An 18,626-nucleotide genomic window follows, 5' to 3' on the forward strand; every position below is an offset into this window, starting at 1 on the left:
ATCGCTCTCGACGCAGCTCGCGTCGGATCTCAAAGGGGAGAACACAGCAATGGCGCTCACATCTCAGGACACCAAGGCCCCGCGCAAGCGCGGGATCGACAAGACTCACTGGCTCTACATCGCCGTCATCATCGCGGTGCTCGCCGGCATCACCGTCGGCCTGGTCCTCCCGGAGTTCGGGAAGGCCCTCAAGCCCGTCGGCGAGGCGTTCGTGGCGCTCATCAAGATGATGATCGCCCCCATCATCTTCTGCACGATCGTGCTCGGCGTCGGCTCCATCGCGAAGGCCGCGACGGTCGGCAAGGTCGGCGGGCTCGCGCTCCTCTACTTCATCACGATGTCGACCTTCGCCCTCGCCATCGGCATGGTCGTCGGCAACTTCATCCACCCGGGTGAGGGGCTCAACATCGCGAGCGCCTCCTACGAGGCGGATGCGTCGAAGAGCGAGGGCACGGCCGACTTCCTGCTCGGCATCATCCCGACGTCGCTGTTCTCGTCGCTCACCGACGGCAGCATCCTGCAGGTGCTCTTCGTGGCCCTGCTGCTCGGCTTCGGCCTGCAGAAGATGGGCACGAAGGCGGCGCCCATCATCGACGCGATCGCGCAGATCCAGGCGCTCGTCTTCCGCGTGCTGGGCATGATCATGTGGGTCGCCCCGGTCGGCGCGTTCGGTGCGATCGCCGCGGTCGTCGGAGCCACGGGCATCGACGCGGTCATCGCGCTCGGCACGCTCATGATCGCCTTCTACATCACGTGCGCGCTCTTCATCGTCGTGGTGCTCGGCGCGCTGCTGTGGCTCGTCGCACGCGTGAACATCTTCAAGCTCATGAAGTTCCTCGGCCGTGAGTACCTGCTCATCGTGTCGACCTCGTCGAGCGAGGTCGCGCTGCCCCGCCTCATCGCGAAGATGGAGCACGTCGGCGTCTCGAAGTCGGTGGCCGGCATCACGATCCCGACCGGCTACTCGTTCAACCTCGACGGCACCGCCATCTACCTGACGATGGCGTCGCTCTTCATCGCCAGCGCAATGGGCACGCCGCTGTCCATCGGCGAGCAGGTGTCGCTGCTGATCTTCATGATGATCGCCTCGAAGGGCGCCGCCGGTGTCACCGGTGCCGGCCTCGCGACGCTCGCCGGAGGCCTGCAGGCCCACCGCCCCGACCTGGTCGACGGCGTCGGCGTGATCGTCGGCATCGACCGCTTCATGTCCGAGGCTCGTGCGCTCACGAACTTCACGGGGAACGCGGTCGCGACGGTGCTCGTCGGAACGTGGACGAAGGAGATCGACAAGCAGCGCGTCGACCTCGTCCTCAGCGGGGGCGCCCCGTTCGATGAGGCGACCATGAACGAGGACGTGCACGGCTCGACCGACCACTCGCGGGACGCCAAGAGCCAGCAGGTCATCGACGAGGAGCGCGTCACCGCGTAGCCTCAGCCGCTCAGCCGCTCAGCCGCTCAGCCCTGTGGGGTGTGCATCCGTTTCGCGAGAACCGGATGCACACCCCCACAGGGCTGTCGGTGGTTTCCGCCGGGGCGGGGGAGGAGCCAGGCGGGCGAGGTCAGGCGGGGAGTGCGCAGCCGGCGCGCTACAGCCAGTCGCGTCTCTTGAAGACGATGTAGAGCACGACCGACGAGCCGATGACGAGGGACACCGAGGCGATGAGGCCCTCGACCTCGTTGTGGCCGGGGAAGTCGACGTTCATGCCGAAGAATCCGGTGATGGCCGTGGGCACGGCGATGATCGCGGCCCAGCCCGTGACCTTCTTCATGATCTCGTTCATCTTGTTGCCCTGCAGGGCGATGCTCGTCTCGATGGCCGTGGAGATGTGCTCCGCGAGCGTCTCGGACCAGTCCGCGGCGAGCGCCGCGTGGTCGCCGACATCGGCGAAGTACGGGTGCAGCTCTGGCGCCACCTTCTCCTCTCCCTGGTGGATGAGGAGCGTGATCACCTCTTTGAGCGGGAGCGTCGCGTGGCGGAGCTTCGAGACGCTCCGCCGGAGGGTGAACGCGCGTCGCTGCACCTCGCTGGTGTCCGGCCGCTCGCTGAAGAGCCCGTCGCTGAGGGCCTCGATGACCTCGTCGAGCCGCTCGACGGAGTCGGTGTGGCTGTCGACGACGACGTCGAGGAGCGCCCAGACGAGCCACGGGACCCGGTACGCGGAGAGTTCCTCGTTGTCGTCGAGGCGCTTCGCGACGGATTCGATGGGGAAGCCGGCTTCGTGCACCGTGATGAGGATGCCCGGCAGGATGATGGCGGTCAGCCGCGAGATCGTGACGTCGCCCTGCTCGTCGCAGTGGGAGCTCGACAGCGTGAGCAGCAGGTGGGAGTCGAAGCGCGCGAGACGGGGCCGCTCGAGGTGGGATCTCGCGTCTTCGACGGCGAGCTGGTGCAGCTCGAGGAGCGAGGCCAGCTCGTCCAGGGCGTCTTCTTCGTCGAGCGTGAGGTCGACCCAGACCGTGCAGTCCTCGGATGCGCGGTGCTCGACGAGGTTCGTCAGCGAGTGCTCGCCGCCGACCCGGTGTCCGTCGCGGTAGAGCCTCGTGGTCTGCATGCGGCTTATCGTACGACCGCTCTGGCGGTCGGTCGCCCGTAGCTGAGCCTCCGGATCGCCCACTCAGCGGGACCCGGCTTACCTATCCGCTCGAGGAGGACGGCGCCGAGGAGCGTGGCGAGCCAGGTGCCGGTGCCGATGAGGAACGCGCCGCCGGTGCCAACGGTCGCGCCGAGCCCGATCGACCAGGCCGGCATGATCGCGAGGAAGATGACGGACTGTGCGAGGTACCCGGACATGGAGCGCCGTCCGAGGGCGGTGAGGGCTCCGAGCACCGGGCCAGGACGGGCCCCTGAGCGCTGAGTGCCGGCGACGATGAGTGCGAAGAGCGCGGCGTAGCCGGCGCCGGCCAGGATGCCGGTGGCTGCGTGCAGCGAGCCTGCGAGGAACCAGACGGGGCCCGGCTCGAACCCGAGCGCGAGGCCGAGGGCGAACGGGAGGCCCCCGACGATGGCGGCCGCGACGCCGCCGATCGCGATGCTGCGGACCGCACGAGCGTGCTGCCACGGGCGCTCGAGCAGCTGGCTGCGGGCCAGGAGCAGGCCGAGCATCATGGGCGGAAGGACGCCGAGGACGCTGAACGGTGCGAACGCCAGGATCGGGAGGAACTCGCCGGCTCGCGCGAGCTGAGCGTCGAGCAGGGTCGCGCTCACGGCGGAGGGCATCATCGGGTCGGCCGAGCCACCCACCGCGGCGAGCCCGGACGCCGCCGCGCCGTCCCCGCTCCCGAAGGCCACGGCGAGCGGAGCCGTGATGCCGAAGACCAGCCAGAGCACCCAGTTCGGCGATCGCATCACCAGGATGAGCACGAATCCGGCGAGCGCGTAGGTGTGCATGATGTCGCCCATGAAGAGGAGCAGCCCGTGCAGTGCCCCGAAGACGAAGAGCCACACGTTGCGTCGCACGAGCAGCCGCCTGACGACCGGCCATGCCGTGCCGAGCGCCTCCTCGCGCGTCACGAGCTGGTGCAAGCCGTAGGCGAACAGCAGCGAGAACAGCGGGAAACTCCGGTTGTCGATGAACAGCGCGCCGAGGACATCCGCGACCCGGTCGCCGAGTCCAGCGTCCACCGGACGGAACAGGATGCCCTGCTCCCGGCCGTACAGGTACACGGTGAGATTCGCGATGGCGATGAACAGCAGAGCGAACCCGCGGGCTGCATCGGGTGCCAGCGCACGCGCTCCCGTCGCCGTCGGCCGGGGTCCACGCGGAGAATCATGCATGCACTCACGCTATCGAGCGGGGCATTCGGCACACACGCAGACAACTGCCAGGTAAAATCTACTTGTCCACACCGCTGCATGAGCTCCAGGAGGCCGAATGATCGCGTTCCTGGCTATCTTCCTCGGCGCGAGCATCCTCATCCCAGTGCTCCACAGGTGGCTCCGGAACGTGACGTTCCTCGCCGCCGCCGCCATCCCCGCCGCCGCCTTCGTCTGGACTGCGCTGCTCGGCCCGCGCATCCTGAGCGGCGAGGTGCTCGTCGAGAGCGTCCCCTGGATCCCGCAGATCGATGTCGCCATCGCCATGCGCATGGACGTGCTGGCGTGGATCATGACGCTCATCGTCACCGGCATCGGCGCGCTCGTGCTCGTCTACTGCGGCCGCTACTTCAAGCCAGACGAGCCCGACCTCGGGCGCTTCGCCGCGGTGCTGCTGGCGTTCGCGGGCGTCATGTTCGGCTTGGTCCTCGCCGACGACATCTACCTCCTCTTCATCTTCTGGGAGGCGACGAGCGTGCTCTCGTTCCTCCTCATCGGCCACTACTCGTCGAAGCGCGCGAGCCGCGGTGCCGCCATGCAGGCGCTGCTCGTCACGACGCTCGGCGGCCTGGCCATGCTCGTCGGCCTCGTCATGCTGCACGCCTCGACCGGCACGACGCTGCTCTCCGAGATCATCGCCAACCCGCCCGAGTTCGACGGGTTCACGATCACCGCCGTGATGCTCGTGCTCTCGGGCGCCGTCACGAAGTCGGCACTCGCTCCGTTCCACTTCTGGCTGCCTGCGGCGATGGCCGCTCCGACACCGGTGAGCGCGTACCTGCACGCCGCGGCCATGGTGAAGGCCGGCATCTACCTCATCGCCCGCCTCGCGCCCGGCTTCGCCGAGATGCCAGGGTGGCGAGAGGTGCTCGTCACGATCGGCATCGCGACGATGCTCATCGGCGGGTGGCGCTCGCTGCGCCAGCACGACCTGAAGCTGATCCTCGCCTACGGCACTGTCAGCCAGCTCGGCTTCATGACGATCGTCGTCGCCTTCGGCACGCGGGATGCGGCGCTCGCGGGCCTGGCCATGGTCATCGCGCACGCCTGCTTCAAGGCCGCGCTCTTCCTCATCGTCGGCATGATCGACCACCGCACGGGAACCCGAGACATCCGCAAGCTGTCCGGGCTCGCGAAGGCGGCGCCCGTCCTGTTCTGGATGACGGCGCTGGCGATCGCGGCTATGGCCGGCGTGCCCCCGATGTTCACGTTCGTCGCCAAGGAAGCGATCCTCACGGCGCTCCTCGAAGCGGGCGAGGCCGGGAGCGTGTGGGGGTGGATCGCGCTCATCGGCGTCATCATCGGCACCGCGTTCACGGTCGCCTACTCGGCCCGGTTCCTCTTCGGGGCCTTCGCGTCGAAGCCGGACGTCGAGCGGGTGCGCTACGTGCCCGAGCACCTCGACTTCATGTTCTCCCCGCTCATCCTCGTCGCCGCTTCGCTCGGCCTGGGCTTCGCGTCCGGTCTCGTCGACCCGGTGCTCTCGATGTACGCGGACACGCTGCCGGAGCTTCCCGGAGTCAAGCCGTACCACCTGGCGCTCTGGCACGGGTTCGAGCCGGCGCTCTTCATCACGATCGGCACGTTCATCGTCGGTGGCCTGCTGTTCGTCTGGCGCGACGGGGTTGCCCGCGCACAGGCGAAGGTGCCTCCGCTCATCGAGTCGTCCCGCGGCTACTGGACCACGATGCGAGTCGTGGACGTCATCGCGGCGCGCACGACGGCAACGACCCAGCGCGGCTCCCTGCCCTTCTACCTCGCATCGATCTTCATCATGTTCGTCGTGGCGTCCGTCTTCACGCTCGTGACCATGGACACCCCCGTCCCGGCCTTCGAGACCGAGATCCGCTGGCAGGAGATCGCGATCATCCTGATCATGATCCTCGCGGCGTTCTTCGTGACCACCTCGGAGAAGCGCTTCCAGGGCGTGATCCTCGTGGGCGTCACGGGATACGGCATGGCCGCCCTCTTCGCGCTCTCCGGGGCTCCCGACCTCGCCATGACGCAGGCGCTCATCGAGACCATCACGCTCGTCGTGTTCGTGCTCGTGCTGCGCAGGCTTCCCGCCCGCCACGGCAAGGCCCTCAAGAACCCTGCGTCGTGGTTGCGCTGGCTCATCGGCGGTGCCGTCGGCATCGTCATGGCCGTCGTCGCGTGGATCTCGCTCGCGTCGCGCCAGGCTCCGACGGACTCCCTGCAGTTCCCCGAGTTCGCGTTCAAGGGCGGGCACGGCTCCAACATCGTGAACGTCACGCTCGTCGACATCCGCGGCTGGGACACCATGGGCGAGCTCTCCGTGCTGATCGCAGCCGCGACCGGCGTCGCGAGCCTCGTCTACCTCAACAACCGCGGACGCTCCAGGGTCGACGCGGCCAGAGGCCCCCGCTTCCTGCGCGCATCCCGACCCGTCACCGAACCCATCGACCTCGCCGCCGTGAGCGCGGCCGGGCAGAAGCTCGGCCGGGCCGACAAGCTGCAGGGGGAGCGCCGCAAGGTCTGGCTCATCGCAGGCAAGTCGCTCGCCCCGAGCAACCGCTCGATCATCCTCGAGGTCGTCGTCCGGCTCGTGTTCCACGCGCTGCTCATCGCGTCGCTGTTCCTGCTCTTCACCGGCCACAACACCCCGGGCGGTGGGTTCGCTGGCGGTGCCGTCGCGAGCCTCGCGCTCGTCGCGCGCTACCTGGCCGGGGGCAGGGCCGAGCTCGACGAGGCGGTGAAGGTGGATGCGGGTCGACTGCTCGGCATCGGCTTCCTGCTCGCGACGCTCACGGCGCTCGTACCGATCTTCTTCGGCCAGGCACCGTTCACCTCCTCCTGGATAGATCAGGAGATCCCTGGCATCGGCCAGTTCGTCTTCGTGACCTCCACCGTGTTCGACATCGGTGTGTACCTCATCGTCATCGCGCTGGTCATCGACATCCTGCGCTCACTCGGTTCGGAGATCGACCTGCAGATCGAACAGGACGCGTCCCCCGACTCCGACTCGGCAGCTGAGCACGACGGCCTGCAGGATGCGGCTTCGGCCGGCGGCGAGACGGGATACAACACCGGGGCGCTCGCCCGAGTCAACGAAGAGGTCGAAGCAGATCAGACCGACATCGAACCCGTCGAATCCGAGGAGGTGACCCGCTCGTGACTCTGTCCCTCGTGCTGCTCGTCGGCATGGCCGTGCTCTACGCGTGCGGCGTCTACCTGCTCCTCGAGCGCAGCCTCACGCGCATGCTCCTCGGCATCCTGCTCGTCGGCAACGCCACGAACATCCTCATCTTCTTCATGTCGGGCAGCTTCGGGTTCGCCCCCATCTACGACGCAGACATCGCGCCGGAGGACTACTCCGACCCGCTCCCGCAGGCGTTCATCCTCACCGCCATCGTCATCACCTTCGGCGTGACCGCGTTCATGCTCGCCCTCATCTACCGCTCCTGGCGACTCGCGCAGGCGGATACCGTGAGCGACGACGAAGAAGACATCGCGATGCGCACCGCCGACCTCTCGCAGGACGACGAGGAGTTCGACGAGGACGAATCGGGCGACACCGAGTTCGGCCAGTACGCGGAGACCGCCGTCTCGACGGCGCGCATCGCCATGGCTGAAGGGGCAACCGCAGACCCGGGCAAGGAGTCGTTCGCGGAGGTCTCGCGAAAGGCGACGGAGCCCATGAACCGCCACGAGGAGCTCGAGGAGTTCCGGGCAGGGGAGCAGGACTCGGACGGCGAGCAGGACGCGCGGCCCGGCGAAGTCGGGCTCGACTCCGGGGCCGACGACCACGAAGACCGCAACGACGACACCGCAGGAGAGGGGGACCGCTCATGACCTGGCTCGTTCCCCTCATCGTGCTCGTGCCCCTCATCGGCGCGGCCCTGGCGCTGACCGCCGCCCGAGCGGCGCGCCTCCAGATCTTCATCGCCCAGGCGACGCTCGTGCTGGCGCTCGGCGTCAGCATCGGATTGCTCGTCGCGGTCACCACGTCAGGCGAGGCGCTGGTCGTCCAGGGTGGCGGCTGGCTCGCGCCGTTCGGCATCTCGCTCGTCGTCGACCAGCTGTCGGCGATGCTCGTCGTCGTCACGAGCATCGTGCTGCTCGCGGTGATGGCCTTCTCGATCGGCCAGGGCGCGGCGGACGGCGACGACGAGACGCCGGTCTCGATCTTCTACCCGACCTACCTCGTGCTCTCCGCGGGCGTCTACAACGCCTTCATCGCCGGTGACCTCTTCAACATGTACGTGGGCTTCGAGATCCTGCTCGTGTCGAGCTTCGTGCTCATCACGCTCGGCGGAACCACGGAGCGGATCAAGGCTGGTGTCACGTACATCGTCGTGAGCCTGGTCTCCTCCTTCATCTTCCTCGGGTCGATCGCGCTCATCTACGGTGCCGTCGGCACGGTGAACTTCGCGGAGATCGCGGTTCGCATGGCCGAGCTTCCGCAGGACGTGCAGCTCATGCTGCACATGCCGCTCCTCATCGCCTTTGCGATCAAGGCCGCGCTGTTCCCCTTGTCCTTCTGGCTGCCGGACTCGTACCCTTCAGCACCAGCGCCGGTCACGGCGGTGTTCGCGGGCCTGCTGACCAAGGTCGGCGTGTACGCGATCCTGCGGACGGAGACGCTGCTGTTCTGGGACAACGACATCTCCGTGCTGCTCATGGTCATCGCCCTCCTCACGATGATCGTCGGCATCCTCGGCGCGGTGGCCCAGGCCGGCATCCGACGAATGCTGTCGTTCACCCTCGTCAGCCACATCGGCTACATGATCTTCGGCGTCGCTCTCGGCACCGAGCTCGGGTACGCCGCAACGGTGTTCTACATCGTCCACCACATCATCGTGCAGACCGCCCTGTTCCTCGTGACGGGGCTCATCGAACGCATCGCGGGCTCCTCGTCGCTGACCCACCTGGGCGGGATGCTCAAGCGCGCGCCGTTCGTGGCCGTGCTGTTCTTCATCCCGATGCTCAACCTCGGCGGCATCCCGCCGTTCTCGGGCTTCATCGGGAAGCTCGGCCTCTTCACGGCGGGCGCCGCCCAGGGCAGCGTGCTCAGCTACGTCCTCATCGGAGCCGGCGCCGTCACGAGCCTCCTCACCCTGTACGCGCTGATCCGCGTCTGGAACCTCGGCTTCTGGCGGACGCAGGAGCAGGTCGTCGACTTCTCCTCGCCGATGACGGAGCGCATCTCCGACACTCCCGAGTCGGCGGTCGTCACCGAGACGAAGTCGTCGTCGCGGCTCATGACCATCGCGACGACCACCATGGTCGCCGTGAGCGTCGCCATCACGATCTTCGCCGGGCCCATCTACGAGTGGTCCGAGACGGCCGCGTTCGATCTGTTCCCGGCCGAGTACATCAGCTCGGTCTCCAACGGGGAGGTGCTCAAGCCATGAAGGTGAACGACGGCAGCGCCCGCAAGCCCAGGCGCCACGCCATCCTCGTCCAGCTGCCGCTGCTGCTCGCGCTCGTCGCGTTCTGGCTCGTGCTGTGGGGCCACGTCGACGTCATCAGCGTCGTCACCGGGATCATCTTCTCGGTCATCATCGTCGAGGTCTTCTACCTGCCCGCCGTCGACCTCTCCGGTCGCATCAACCTGTGGTGGACGCTCGTCTTCTTCGTGAAGTTCATGTACCGCCTCGTCAGCGCGTCGTTCATCGTCGCGTGGCTGGCGTTCCGGCCAGCGAAGCCGCCGCTCGGCTCCGTGGTCTCGGTGCAGCTGCGCACGCGCAGCGACTTCATCCTCACGCTGACGGCCGAGGTCAACATGCTCATCCCAGGCTCCATGGTCGTCGAAGTCGACCGGATGCACTCCGTGCTCTACCTGCACGTGCTGGACGCCTCGACCGACGAGTCCGTCGAATCGGTCAAGGCTCTGGCGCTCGACGTGGAGGAGGGGCTCGCGCTCGCGCTCGGAACCCGCGATGACCTCTGGCGGGTCAACCGCGACCGCGTGCGTCGTGGCCTCGGTTCCATCGGCCAGTCGCCGGCGCAGAAGAAGCACGAGGCGATCCGCGACAAGCAGTTCGCGCATGACACGCCCGTCGTCGTCAAGGGCTCATCCGCGGGCGCTTCAGCAGCGAAGGAGGGCCGCGCATGATGGTCATCGACGTCCTCGTCTGGATCTTCGGGACGATGTTCGCGGTCGCGGCGCTCCTCGCGGTGATCCGCATCATCCGCGGCCCGTCCATCGTCGACCGCATGGTCGCGTCCGATGCGCTCCTCACGATCCTCATCTGCGTGCTCGTCGCCGACATGATCATCCGCGGACACACCGACACGATCCCGCTCGTGCTGGCGCTCGCGATGACGGCGTTCATCGCATCGGTCGCCGTGGCCAGGCACGTCACCCGACAGGAGGCGAACGCCAGTGAGCGCTTCTGACCTGCTGTTCGCGTCCGGCGGCCTCCTCGTGGAGAACGGCCCGCTGGATGCGCTCGACGTCGTCTCCCTCGTGTGCCTCGGGCTGGGAGCCATCCTGTCCCTCGCCGCCGGTGTCGGCCTCATGCGCTTCTCCGACGTGCTCATGCGGATGCACGCGCAGACGAAGCCGCAGATCGCGGGCCTCATGTTCCTGCTCATCGGCCTGGCCGTGCAGCAGACGCACCTGCCCACGATCCTGTTCCTCATCCCGATCATGTTCTTCCAGATGCTCACGACCCCGGCTGGCGCGACGATGCTCGCTCGAGCCGGCTACCGCAGTCGGCAGTTCGACAACGTGTCGCTGTATGTCGACGAGCTCTCAGCGGCAGTCGAGCGCGCCCAGCGCCGAACCGACGACGAGCTGACGCGCGCGCAGGCCGTGCGGACCGGGGAACCGGAGAAGGAACCGGCGCCCGAGCACGAGGGTCTCGGGCACGGCGAGAAGTAGGCGCTCCCCTCGGCGCAGGTCGACCTTCTCCGCGGCGTAGAATGGCGGGCATGCCTGAGCCAGAAGTCGACATCAAGCCACGCAGTCGGGTCGTCACCGACGGCATCGAAGCCACCACCTCGCGGGGCATGCTCCGCGCGGTCGGCATGGGCGACGAAGACTGGGACAAGCCGCAGATCGGCATCGCGTCCTCGTGGAACGAGATCACGCCGTGCAACCTCTCCCTCGACCGCCTCGCCCAGGGCGCCAAGGAAGGCGTCCACTCGGGTGGCGGCTACCCGCTGCAGTTCGGCACCGTCTCGGTCTCCGACGGCATCTCCATGGGCCACGAGGGCATGCACTTCTCCCTCGTCTCGCGTGAGGTCATCGCCGACTCCGTCGAGACGGTGGTCATGGCGGAGCGCCTCGACGGCACCGTGCTGCTCGCGGGATGCGACAAGTCGATCCCCGGCATGCTCATGGCCTCCGCCCGCCTGAACCTCTCCAGCGTGTTCCTCTACGCGGGGTCCATCGCACCCGGCTGGGTCAAGCTCTCGGACGGCACCGAGAAGGACATCACGATCATCGACTCCTTCGAGGCAGTCGGCGCGTGCAAGGCCGGCAAGATGTCCGAGGCCGACCTGAAGCGCATCGAGTGCGCGTTCGCCCCGGGCGAGGGCGCCTGCGGCGGCATGTACACGGCGAACACGATGGCGTCCGTCGCCGAGGCGCTTGGCCTCAGCCTGCCTGGATCGGCCGCTCCGGCTGCGGCAGACCGGCGCCGCGACGCGTTCGCGCACCGCTCGGGCGAGGCCGTCGTCAACCTGCTGCGCCAGGGCATCACGACTGGCGACATCCTCACGAAGGAGGCGTTCGAGAACGCCATCGCGCTCGCGATGGCGCTCGGCGGCTCGACCAACGTCGTGCTCCACCTCCTCGCGATCGCCCGCGAGGCGCAGGTCGACGTCACCCTGCACGACTTCAACCGCATCGGCGACAAGGTTCCGCACATCGCCGACATGAAGCCGTTCGGCAAGTACGTCATGAACGACGTCGACCGCCACGGCGGCATCCCCGTCGTCATGAAGGCGCTCCTCGACGAGGGCCTCATGCACGGCGACGCGCTCACCGTCACGGGCAAGACGCTCGCCGAGAACCTCCGCGACCTCAACCCGGACCCGGTCGACGGCGACGTCGTGCACACGATCGACAACCCCATCCACGCGACGGGCGGCATCACGGTCCTGCACGGCTCGCTGGCACCCGAGGGTGCCGTCGTGAAGACGGCCGGCTTCGACGCAGACGTCTTCGAGGGGCCGGCCCGCGTGTTCGAGCGCGAGCGTGGCGCGATGGATGCCCTCACCAACGGGGAGATCGAAGCGGGCGACGTCATCGTCATCCGCTACGAAGGCCCCAAGGGCGGACCCGGCATGCGCGAGATGCTCGCCATCACGGCGGCCATCAAGGGCGCCGGGCTCGGCAAGGATGTACTACTCTTGACGGACGGACGATTCTCAGGCGGCACAACCGGCCTGTGCATCGGCCACATTGCACCGGAAGCGGTCGACCAAGGTCCTATCGCTTTCGTCCGCAGTGGAGATCTGATTCGGGTCGACATCGCGGCTCGCTCGATCGACCTACTCGTCGACGACGCTGAGCTCGCCTCCCGCCGAGAAGGCTGGGAACCCCTCCCTCCGAAGTTCACGCGCGGCGTGCTTGCGAAATACTCGAAGCTCGTCCGCAGCGCGTCCGAGGGCGCGACCACGGGCTAGCCCCCAGAGTCTCGACTCTGATCACGGGCTGCGCCTCATCGACTGCGCTCGAGTCATCGAGCACGAAGAAGAACGGATCTCATGACGCAGGAAACTGCCGCCCGCATCGCCGCGGCGTCATCACCCTCCGCTGGGCACGAGCCCGAGATGCTGACCGGAGCCCAGGCTGTCGTCCGCACGCTCGAGAACCTCGGGGTCACGGACGTCTTCGGACTGCCGGGTGGCGCCATCATCGAGGTGTACGACCCGCTGCTCGACAGCACGAAGCTGCGCCACATCCTCGTCCGCCACGAGCAGGGCGCGGGCCACGCCGCCGAAGGCTACGCCTCGGCGAGCGGCAAGACCGGCGTGTGCATCGCGACGAGCGGGCCCGGCGCCACGAACCTCGTGACCGCCATCGCCGACGCCTACATGGACTCGGTGCCGCTGCTCGCCATCACCGGCCAGGTGTTCTCGCACCTCATGGGCACGGACGCCTTCCAGGAAGCCGACATCATCGGCATCACCATGCCGGTGACGAAGCACAGCATCCTCGTGCGCACGCCGGAGGAGATCCCGGCGGCCATCGCCGCCGCGTACCACATCGCCTCGACCGGTCGTCCGGGGCCCGTGCTCGTCGACATCACGAAGGACGCGCAGCAGAAGAAGGCGCCGTACGTCTGGCCCGTGAAGCTCGACCTGCCCGGCTACCGCCCGGTGCTCAAGGCCCACGGCAAGCAGATCCTCGCCGCGGCGCAGCTCATCGCGCAGGCCAAGAAGCCCGTCTTCTACCTCGGTGGAGGCATCGTCCGCTCCGGCGCGTCCGCGGAGGTGCAGCGACTCGTCGAGAAGACCGGGGCTCCCGCCGTCACGACCCTCATGGCCCGCGGCGCGTTCCCCGACTCGCACCCGCAGATGCTCGGCATGCCCGGCATGCACGGCACGGTGCCCGCAGTGCTCTCGCTGCAGGAAGCCGACCTGCTCATCACCATCGGCGCCCGCTTCGACGACCGCGTGACCGGCAAGGCGGCGCTCTTCGCGCCGAACGCGAAGGTCATCCACGTCGACATCGACCCCGCCGAGATCTCCAAGATCCGCACCGCAGACGTGCCGATCGTCGGCGACGCACGCGAGGTCGCCATCGACCTCCTCGCCGCCGTCACCGACCACGCGCCCGCCGACACGGAGCGCCTGGCCGAATGGTGGACCTACCTCGACGGCCTCAAGGCCGAGTTCCCGCTCGGGTACACCGACCCGAGCGACGGACTCCTCTCACCGCAGCGCATCATCCAGCGCATCAGCGAGCTCACAGGGCCGGAAGCCATCTACGCGGCAGGCGTCGGGCAGCACCAGATGTGGGCAGCGCAGTTCGTCAAGTACGAACGCCCCAACGCGTGGCTCAACTCCGGCGGCGCCGGCACCATGGGGTACGCCATCCCGGCAGCCATGGGCGCCAAGGTCGCCGAGCCGCACCGCACGGTGTGGGCCATCGACGGCGACGGGTGCTTCCAGATGACGAACCAGGAACTCGCGACCTGCGCCATCAACGACATCCCCATCAAGGTCGCCATCATCAACAACTCGTCGCTCGGCATGGTGCGGCAGTGGCAGACCCTCTTCTACGACGGCCGCCACTCGAACACCGACCTGAACACGGGGCACGAGACGGTCCGCATCCCCGACTTCGTGAAGCTCGCCGACGCCTACGGGGCGCTCGGCATCCGCGTCACGAAGGAAGAGGAGATCGACGCCGCCATCAAGCTCGCGCTCGAGACCAACGACCGCAGCGTCGTCATCGACTTCGTCGTGAGCGCGGACGCCATGGTGTGGCCGATGGTGCCGCAGGGCGTCTCGAACAGCTTCGTCCAGTACGCCAAAGAACACAGCCCGACCTTCGAGGGGGAGTAGACCATGTCGAAGCACGTCCTTTCCCTCCTCGTGGAGGACAAGCCAGGCCTGCTGACACGCGTCGCCGGGCTGTTCGCCCGCCGAGGCTTCAACATCGAATCGCTTGCCGTCGGCGCGAGCGAGGTCGACGGGCTCTCCCGCATCACGGTCGTCGTCGATGTCGAGGAGTTCCCGCTCGAGCAGGTGACGAAGCAGCTCAACAAGCTCATCAACGTCATCAAGATCGTCGAGCTCGAATACGACGCGTCCGTCCAGCGCGAGCACCTGCTCGTCAAGGTCAAGGTCGACTCCGCGACCCGCTCGCAGGTCATCGAAGCCGTCAACCTCTTCCGGGCCCGCGTCGTCGACGTGGCAACGGACGCGCTGGTCATCGAGACCACGGGCGACACCGGGAAGGTGCAGGCCTTCCTGCGCGTCCTCGAGCCGTACGGGATCCGCGAGATCGTCCAGTCCGGCCTCGTCGCCGTGGGGCGCGGATCCAAGTCCATGACCGAGCGGGTCTCGCGCTGAGCCACCGGCCAGCGCGCACCCGACCTGTGCCGACCGGCACTGAAGAACCCACAAGCCAAACGCCAACAATCAAGGAGCACACACGTGGCTGAAATCCTCTACGACACCGACGCCGACCTGAGCATCATCCAGGGCAAGAAGGTAGCCATCGTCGGCTACGGCTCGCAGGGCCACGCCCACGCGCAGAACCTCCGCGACTCCGGTGTCGAGGTCAAGATCGGCCTCAAGGACGGTTCGAAGTCCGCCCCCAAGGCGCAGGAAGACGGCTTCGAGGTCCTGAACGTCGCCGACGCGGCCGAGTGGGCCGACGTCATCATGATCCTCGCGCCGGACCAGCACCAGCGCTCGATCTACACGGACAGCGTCAAGGACAAGCTCACCGCAGGCAAGACCCTCGCCTTCGCGCACGGCTTCAACATCCGCTTCGGCTACATCGACGCTCCCGAAGGCGTCGACGTCATCCTCGTCGCCCCGAAGGCCCCCGGCCACACGGTGCGCCGCGAATTCGTCGCAGGCCGCGGCATCCCGGACATCATCGCCGTCGAGAACGACGCATCAGGCACCGCCTGGGCCACCGCCCTCTCCTACGCTGCCGCCATCGGCGGCACGCGTGCCGGCGTCATCAAGACGACCTTCACGGAAGAGACCGAGACCGACCTCTTCGGCGAGCAGGCTGTGCTCTGCGGCGGTACGTCGCAGCTCATCCAGTACGGCTTCGAGACGCTCACCGAGGCTGGCTACCAGCCCGAGATCGCCTACTTCGAGGTGCTCCACGAGCTCAAGCTCATCGTCGACCTCATCTGGGAGGGCGGCATCGCCAAGCAGCGCTGGTCGGTCTCCGACACGGCCGAGTTCGGCGACTACGTCTCCGGCCCCCGCGTCATCGACCCGAGCGTCAAGGCCAACATGCAGGCCGTGCTCGCCGACATCCAGTCTGGCGCGTTCGCGAAGCGCTTCATCGACGACCAGGACAACGGCGGCGTCGAGTTCGCCGAGTTCCGCAAGAAGGGCGAGTCGCACCCCATCGAGAAGACCGGCCAGGAGCTGCGCAAGCTCTTCGCCTGGAAGCAGACCGACAGCGACTACGTCGACGGACAGGTCGCGCGCTAAGCGCCACTTCCGTCCGCAGTCATGAACTGCGTCGGGCCGGCCCGAGCATCCGCTCGTGGCCGGCCCTTCTTCGTGCTCGAGCGCTCAGTGTTACGACGGCGCGGGGCCGAAAGCGCGCCTCGCGATAGGATCGCCTCGGCCTGCGCCCGCAGACTCCCTGTCTCCACTGGAGGATTCTTCACGTGTCAAAGCCCGTCGTTCTGCTTGCCGAGCAGCTTTCCCCCGCAACCGTGGATGCGCTCGGTCCCGACTTCGAAGTCCGCCAGGTCGACGGCACCGATCGTCCCGCGCTCCTCGAAGCCCTCGCCGAGGCCAACGCGATCCTCGTGCGCAGCGCGACCCAGGTGGACGCCGAGGCGATCGCCGCGGCCCCCAACCTGAAGATCATCGCCCGCGCCGGCGTCGGCCTCGACAACGTCGACACGCCCGCCGCCACGAAGGCGGGCGTCATGGTCGTCAACGCGCCCACCTCGAACATCACCTCGGCAGCCGAGCTCGCCGTCGGCCACATCATCTCGCTCGCCCGCCACATCCCGAACGCCAACGCGTCGATGAAGGCCGGCGACTGGAAGCGCTCGAAGTACACGGGCGTCGAGCTGTTCGAGAAGACCATCGGCATCGTCGGCCTCGGCCGCATCGGCACGCTCGTCGTCGACCGCCTCAAGGGCTTCGGCGTGAACCTCGTCGCCTACGACCCCTACGTGACGCCCGCCCGCGCCTCGCAGCTGGGCGTGCAGCTCCTCAGCCTCGAAGAGCTCATGGCGCAGTCCGACTTCATCACCATCCACATCCCGCGCACGCCCGAGACCACCGGTCTCATCGGCGAAGCCGAGTTCGCGCTCGCCAAGCCCGAGCTGCGCATCGTCAACTGCTCGCGCGGCGGCATCATCGACGAGAACGCGCTCCGCGACGCCCTCGAGTCCGGCAAGATCGCCGGCGCGGCCCTCGACGTGTTCGTCACCGAGCCGCCATCGAACCGCGACCTCCTCGACCAGCCCAACCTGCAGCTCACGCCGCACCTCGGCGCATCCACCGACGAGGCGCAGGAGAAGGCCGGCGTCTCCGTCGCCCGCTCCGTACGCCTCGCCCTCGCCGGCGAGCTCGTGCCGGACGCGGTCAACGTCGCCGGCGGCATCATCGACGAGTACGTGCGCCCCGGCATCCCGCTCATGGAGAAGCTCGGCCAGTTCCTGCAGGGCCTCATCGGCGCCTCTCCCGTCGCCCTCGACATCGAGGTGCACGGCGAGCTCGCCCGCTACGAGGTGAAGGCGCTGCGCCTCGCTGCGCTCAAGGGGTTCTTCACGAACATCGTCACCGAGCAGGTCTCCTACGTGAACGCGCCGCTCCTCGCGGAGGAGCGCGGCCTCGACGTGCGTATGAACGTCGACGAGGACAGCGACGAGTACCGCAACGTGCTCACGCTGCGCGCCACGCTCAGCGACGGCAAGACGGTCTCCGTCTCCGGCACGCTCACTGGCGTGAAGCAGATCGAGAAGCTCGTCGGCATCAACGGCTACAGCATCGAGGTGCCGCTCGCCGCGCACCACCTCGTCATGGTCTACAGCGACCGCCCCGGTGTCGTCGCACTCTACGGGGCCGCGCTCGGCGAGGCGGGCGTCAACATCGCCGGCATGCAGATCGCCCGCGACGAAGAGGGCGGCCAGGCCCTCTCCGTGCTCACGATCGACGAGCCAGCGAGCGACGAGCTGCTCGCGCGCCTCCGCGACGCGATCGGCGCCTCCGAGCTGCACGAGATCGACATCGTCGAGAGCTAGACGCCCCGCGTCACCCACGAAAGCGCTGTCTGCGTTTCCAACCCCGCGAGAGATCGCCGCGGTTGGAACGCAGGCAGCGTTGTTCTTTGGGCGCAGGATGCGGGCGCGGGCGCGGGATGGCGGGCATGTGGGCGTGGAGGCGTGGAGGCGTGTGGGTTCCGCGGGCGTGGAAAGTCGCGGCGTCTGGCTCGGCGCCGCTGACGGCCTGGCGTGGCCAACTCGCGGGATGAGTACGGGGCGGCGGGTCTTTGCGGGGCGGTGCTGGCGCATCCACCATGCAAGTTTGGACCGTGCCTCCGCGCCGACTCGATCGGATCGGGGTCGAATGCGCGTCTGAGGTGCAGGGGTGCTCGTGGCCAGGCGTGGGCGGCTGCGGTGACGCGCTCTGGCCGTCCCGCTCTGCCCCAGATCGCTGCCAGTCAAGTGGCCCTTTTGCGGAGAACATCGCCAGTCGCTGCCAGTCAAGTGGCCCTTTTGCGGAGAACATCGCCAGTCGCTGCCAGTCAAGTGGCCCTTTTGGTGTCGGCAGAGGGGCCATTTGGCTGGCAGCGACGCAGGCTCGGTGACGAGTCGCGGAGATCCGGGGCCGGGGTCGAAGTCAGCCTCGGTGGGAGGCGTGGATGGTCGCCGTGGCCGGCTCGTGGCACGACCAACTGGCGGGTGGCCAACTCGCGCCGCGGCCTGCTCGTAGCACGACCAACTGGCGGGTGGCCAGCTCGTGGGATGGATGCCGGTCGGCGGGCTCTTGCGAGGCTGTCTTGGCGCATCCTTCACGCAAGCGGGACGCCGCTGCGCTGGCACGAAGGTCGAACCCGGCGGGTGCGATCGCTGCAAGCCGATCGACCCTCTGGCTGCCTGGCTGTAGGGCGACTCGCCGGGCAGCGATGGAGCGCGAGGGTTGGGGGCGTGGCGCGCGGGGTGGGCGTGGC

Annotated in this window: 14 protein-coding genes; 12 read left to right on the plus strand and 2 right to left on the minus strand. The window is 67.9% G+C overall.

Features of this window, described 5'->3' with window-relative positions:
* The first annotated feature begins 49 nt into the window (after window positions 1-49).
* Complete coding sequence (locus tag C5C17_RS05285; protein ID WP_104252359.1) at window positions 50-1,429, plus strand: cation:dicarboxylate symporter family transporter; 1,380 nt, start codon at window positions 50-52, stop codon at window positions 1,427-1,429.
* Window positions 1,430-1,586: 157 nt separating this feature from the next.
* On the opposite strand, the gene C5C17_RS05290 is transcribed toward C5C17_RS05285, so the two are convergent.
* Both C5C17_RS05290 and C5C17_RS05295 read right to left on the minus strand, forming a co-directional pair.
* Window positions 1,587-2,552 (minus strand): magnesium transporter CorA family protein, encoded by a 966-nt coding sequence (locus C5C17_RS05290; protein ID WP_104252344.1) that lies wholly within the window; start codon window positions 2,550-2,552, stop codon window positions 1,587-1,589.
* A gap of 5 nt (window positions 2,553-2,557) precedes the next feature.
* Window positions 2,558-3,775 carry a DUF418 domain-containing protein gene (locus C5C17_RS05295; protein ID WP_104252345.1) on the minus strand — a complete coding sequence of 406 codons (1,218 nt, stop codon included), beginning with the start codon at window positions 3,773-3,775 and terminating at the stop codon, window positions 2,558-2,560.
* 97 nt (window positions 3,776-3,872) lie between these two features.
* Here C5C17_RS05295 and C5C17_RS05300 point away from each other — a divergent pair, with 97 nt between their 5' ends.
* The 11 genes from C5C17_RS05300 (at window position 3,873) to serA (ending at window position 17,697) form a co-directional block, all read left to right on the plus strand.
* On the plus strand, window positions 3,873-6,950 hold the full coding sequence (locus C5C17_RS05300) for a Na+/H+ antiporter subunit A (RefSeq protein ID WP_104252346.1): 3,078 nt from the start codon (window positions 3,873-3,875) through the stop codon (window positions 6,948-6,950).
* Window positions 6,947-7,627 (plus strand): Na(+)/H(+) antiporter subunit C, encoded by a 681-nt coding sequence (locus C5C17_RS05305; protein WP_104252347.1) that lies wholly within the window; start codon window positions 6,947-6,949, stop codon window positions 7,625-7,627. Before C5C17_RS05300 ends, C5C17_RS05305 begins: the two co-directional genes overlap by 4 nt.
* Window positions 7,624-9,189, plus strand: coding sequence for a Na+/H+ antiporter subunit D (locus tag C5C17_RS05310; protein WP_104252348.1), 1,566 nt, complete (start codon window positions 7,624-7,626; stop codon window positions 9,187-9,189). Before C5C17_RS05305 ends, C5C17_RS05310 begins: the two co-directional genes overlap by 4 nt.
* Complete coding sequence (locus tag C5C17_RS05315) at window positions 9,186-9,893, plus strand: Na+/H+ antiporter subunit E (RefSeq protein ID WP_104252349.1); 708 nt, start codon at window positions 9,186-9,188, stop codon at window positions 9,891-9,893. The genes C5C17_RS05310 and C5C17_RS05315 overlap by 4 nt, the downstream gene beginning before the upstream one ends.
* Window positions 9,890-10,177 carry a monovalent cation/H+ antiporter complex subunit F gene (locus tag C5C17_RS05320; protein ID WP_104252350.1) on the plus strand — a complete coding sequence of 96 codons (288 nt, stop codon included), beginning with the start codon at window positions 9,890-9,892 and terminating at the stop codon, window positions 10,175-10,177. Before C5C17_RS05315 ends, C5C17_RS05320 begins: the two co-directional genes overlap by 4 nt.
* Window positions 10,164-10,664 (plus strand): monovalent cation/H(+) antiporter subunit G, encoded by a 501-nt coding sequence (gene mnhG / locus C5C17_RS05325; RefSeq protein WP_244296292.1) that lies wholly within the window; start codon window positions 10,164-10,166, stop codon window positions 10,662-10,664. The genes C5C17_RS05320 and mnhG overlap by 14 nt, the downstream gene beginning before the upstream one ends.
* A gap of 50 nt (window positions 10,665-10,714) precedes the next feature.
* Window positions 10,715-12,415: a dihydroxy-acid dehydratase gene (gene ilvD, locus C5C17_RS05330; protein ID WP_104252351.1), complete on the plus strand. Its 1,701-nt coding sequence runs from the start codon at window positions 10,715-10,717 to the stop codon at window positions 12,413-12,415.
* A gap of 81 nt (window positions 12,416-12,496) precedes the next feature.
* Window positions 12,497-14,302 (plus strand): acetolactate synthase large subunit, encoded by a 1,806-nt coding sequence (locus C5C17_RS05335; protein ID WP_104252352.1) that lies wholly within the window; start codon window positions 12,497-12,499, stop codon window positions 14,300-14,302.
* A 3-nt stretch (window positions 14,303-14,305) separates the two neighbouring features.
* Window positions 14,306-14,812, plus strand: a complete 507-nt coding sequence (gene ilvN / locus C5C17_RS05340) for an acetolactate synthase small subunit (RefSeq protein ID WP_104252353.1) — start codon at window positions 14,306-14,308, stop codon at window positions 14,810-14,812.
* Window positions 14,813-14,896: 84 nt separating this feature from the next.
* Complete coding sequence (gene ilvC, locus C5C17_RS05345; RefSeq protein WP_104252354.1) at window positions 14,897-15,922, plus strand: ketol-acid reductoisomerase; 1,026 nt, start codon at window positions 14,897-14,899, stop codon at window positions 15,920-15,922.
* A 182-nt stretch (window positions 15,923-16,104) separates the two neighbouring features.
* Window positions 16,105-17,697, plus strand: a complete 1,593-nt coding sequence (gene serA, locus C5C17_RS05350; protein WP_104252355.1) for a phosphoglycerate dehydrogenase — start codon at window positions 16,105-16,107, stop codon at window positions 17,695-17,697.
* Window positions 17,698-18,626 lie beyond the last annotated feature (929 nt).

This window comes from Pseudoclavibacter sp. RFBA6, from assembly GCF_002931575.1.
GTDB classification, from domain to species: domain Bacteria; phylum Actinomycetota; class Actinomycetes; order Actinomycetales; family Microbacteriaceae; genus Pseudoclavibacter; species Pseudoclavibacter terrae.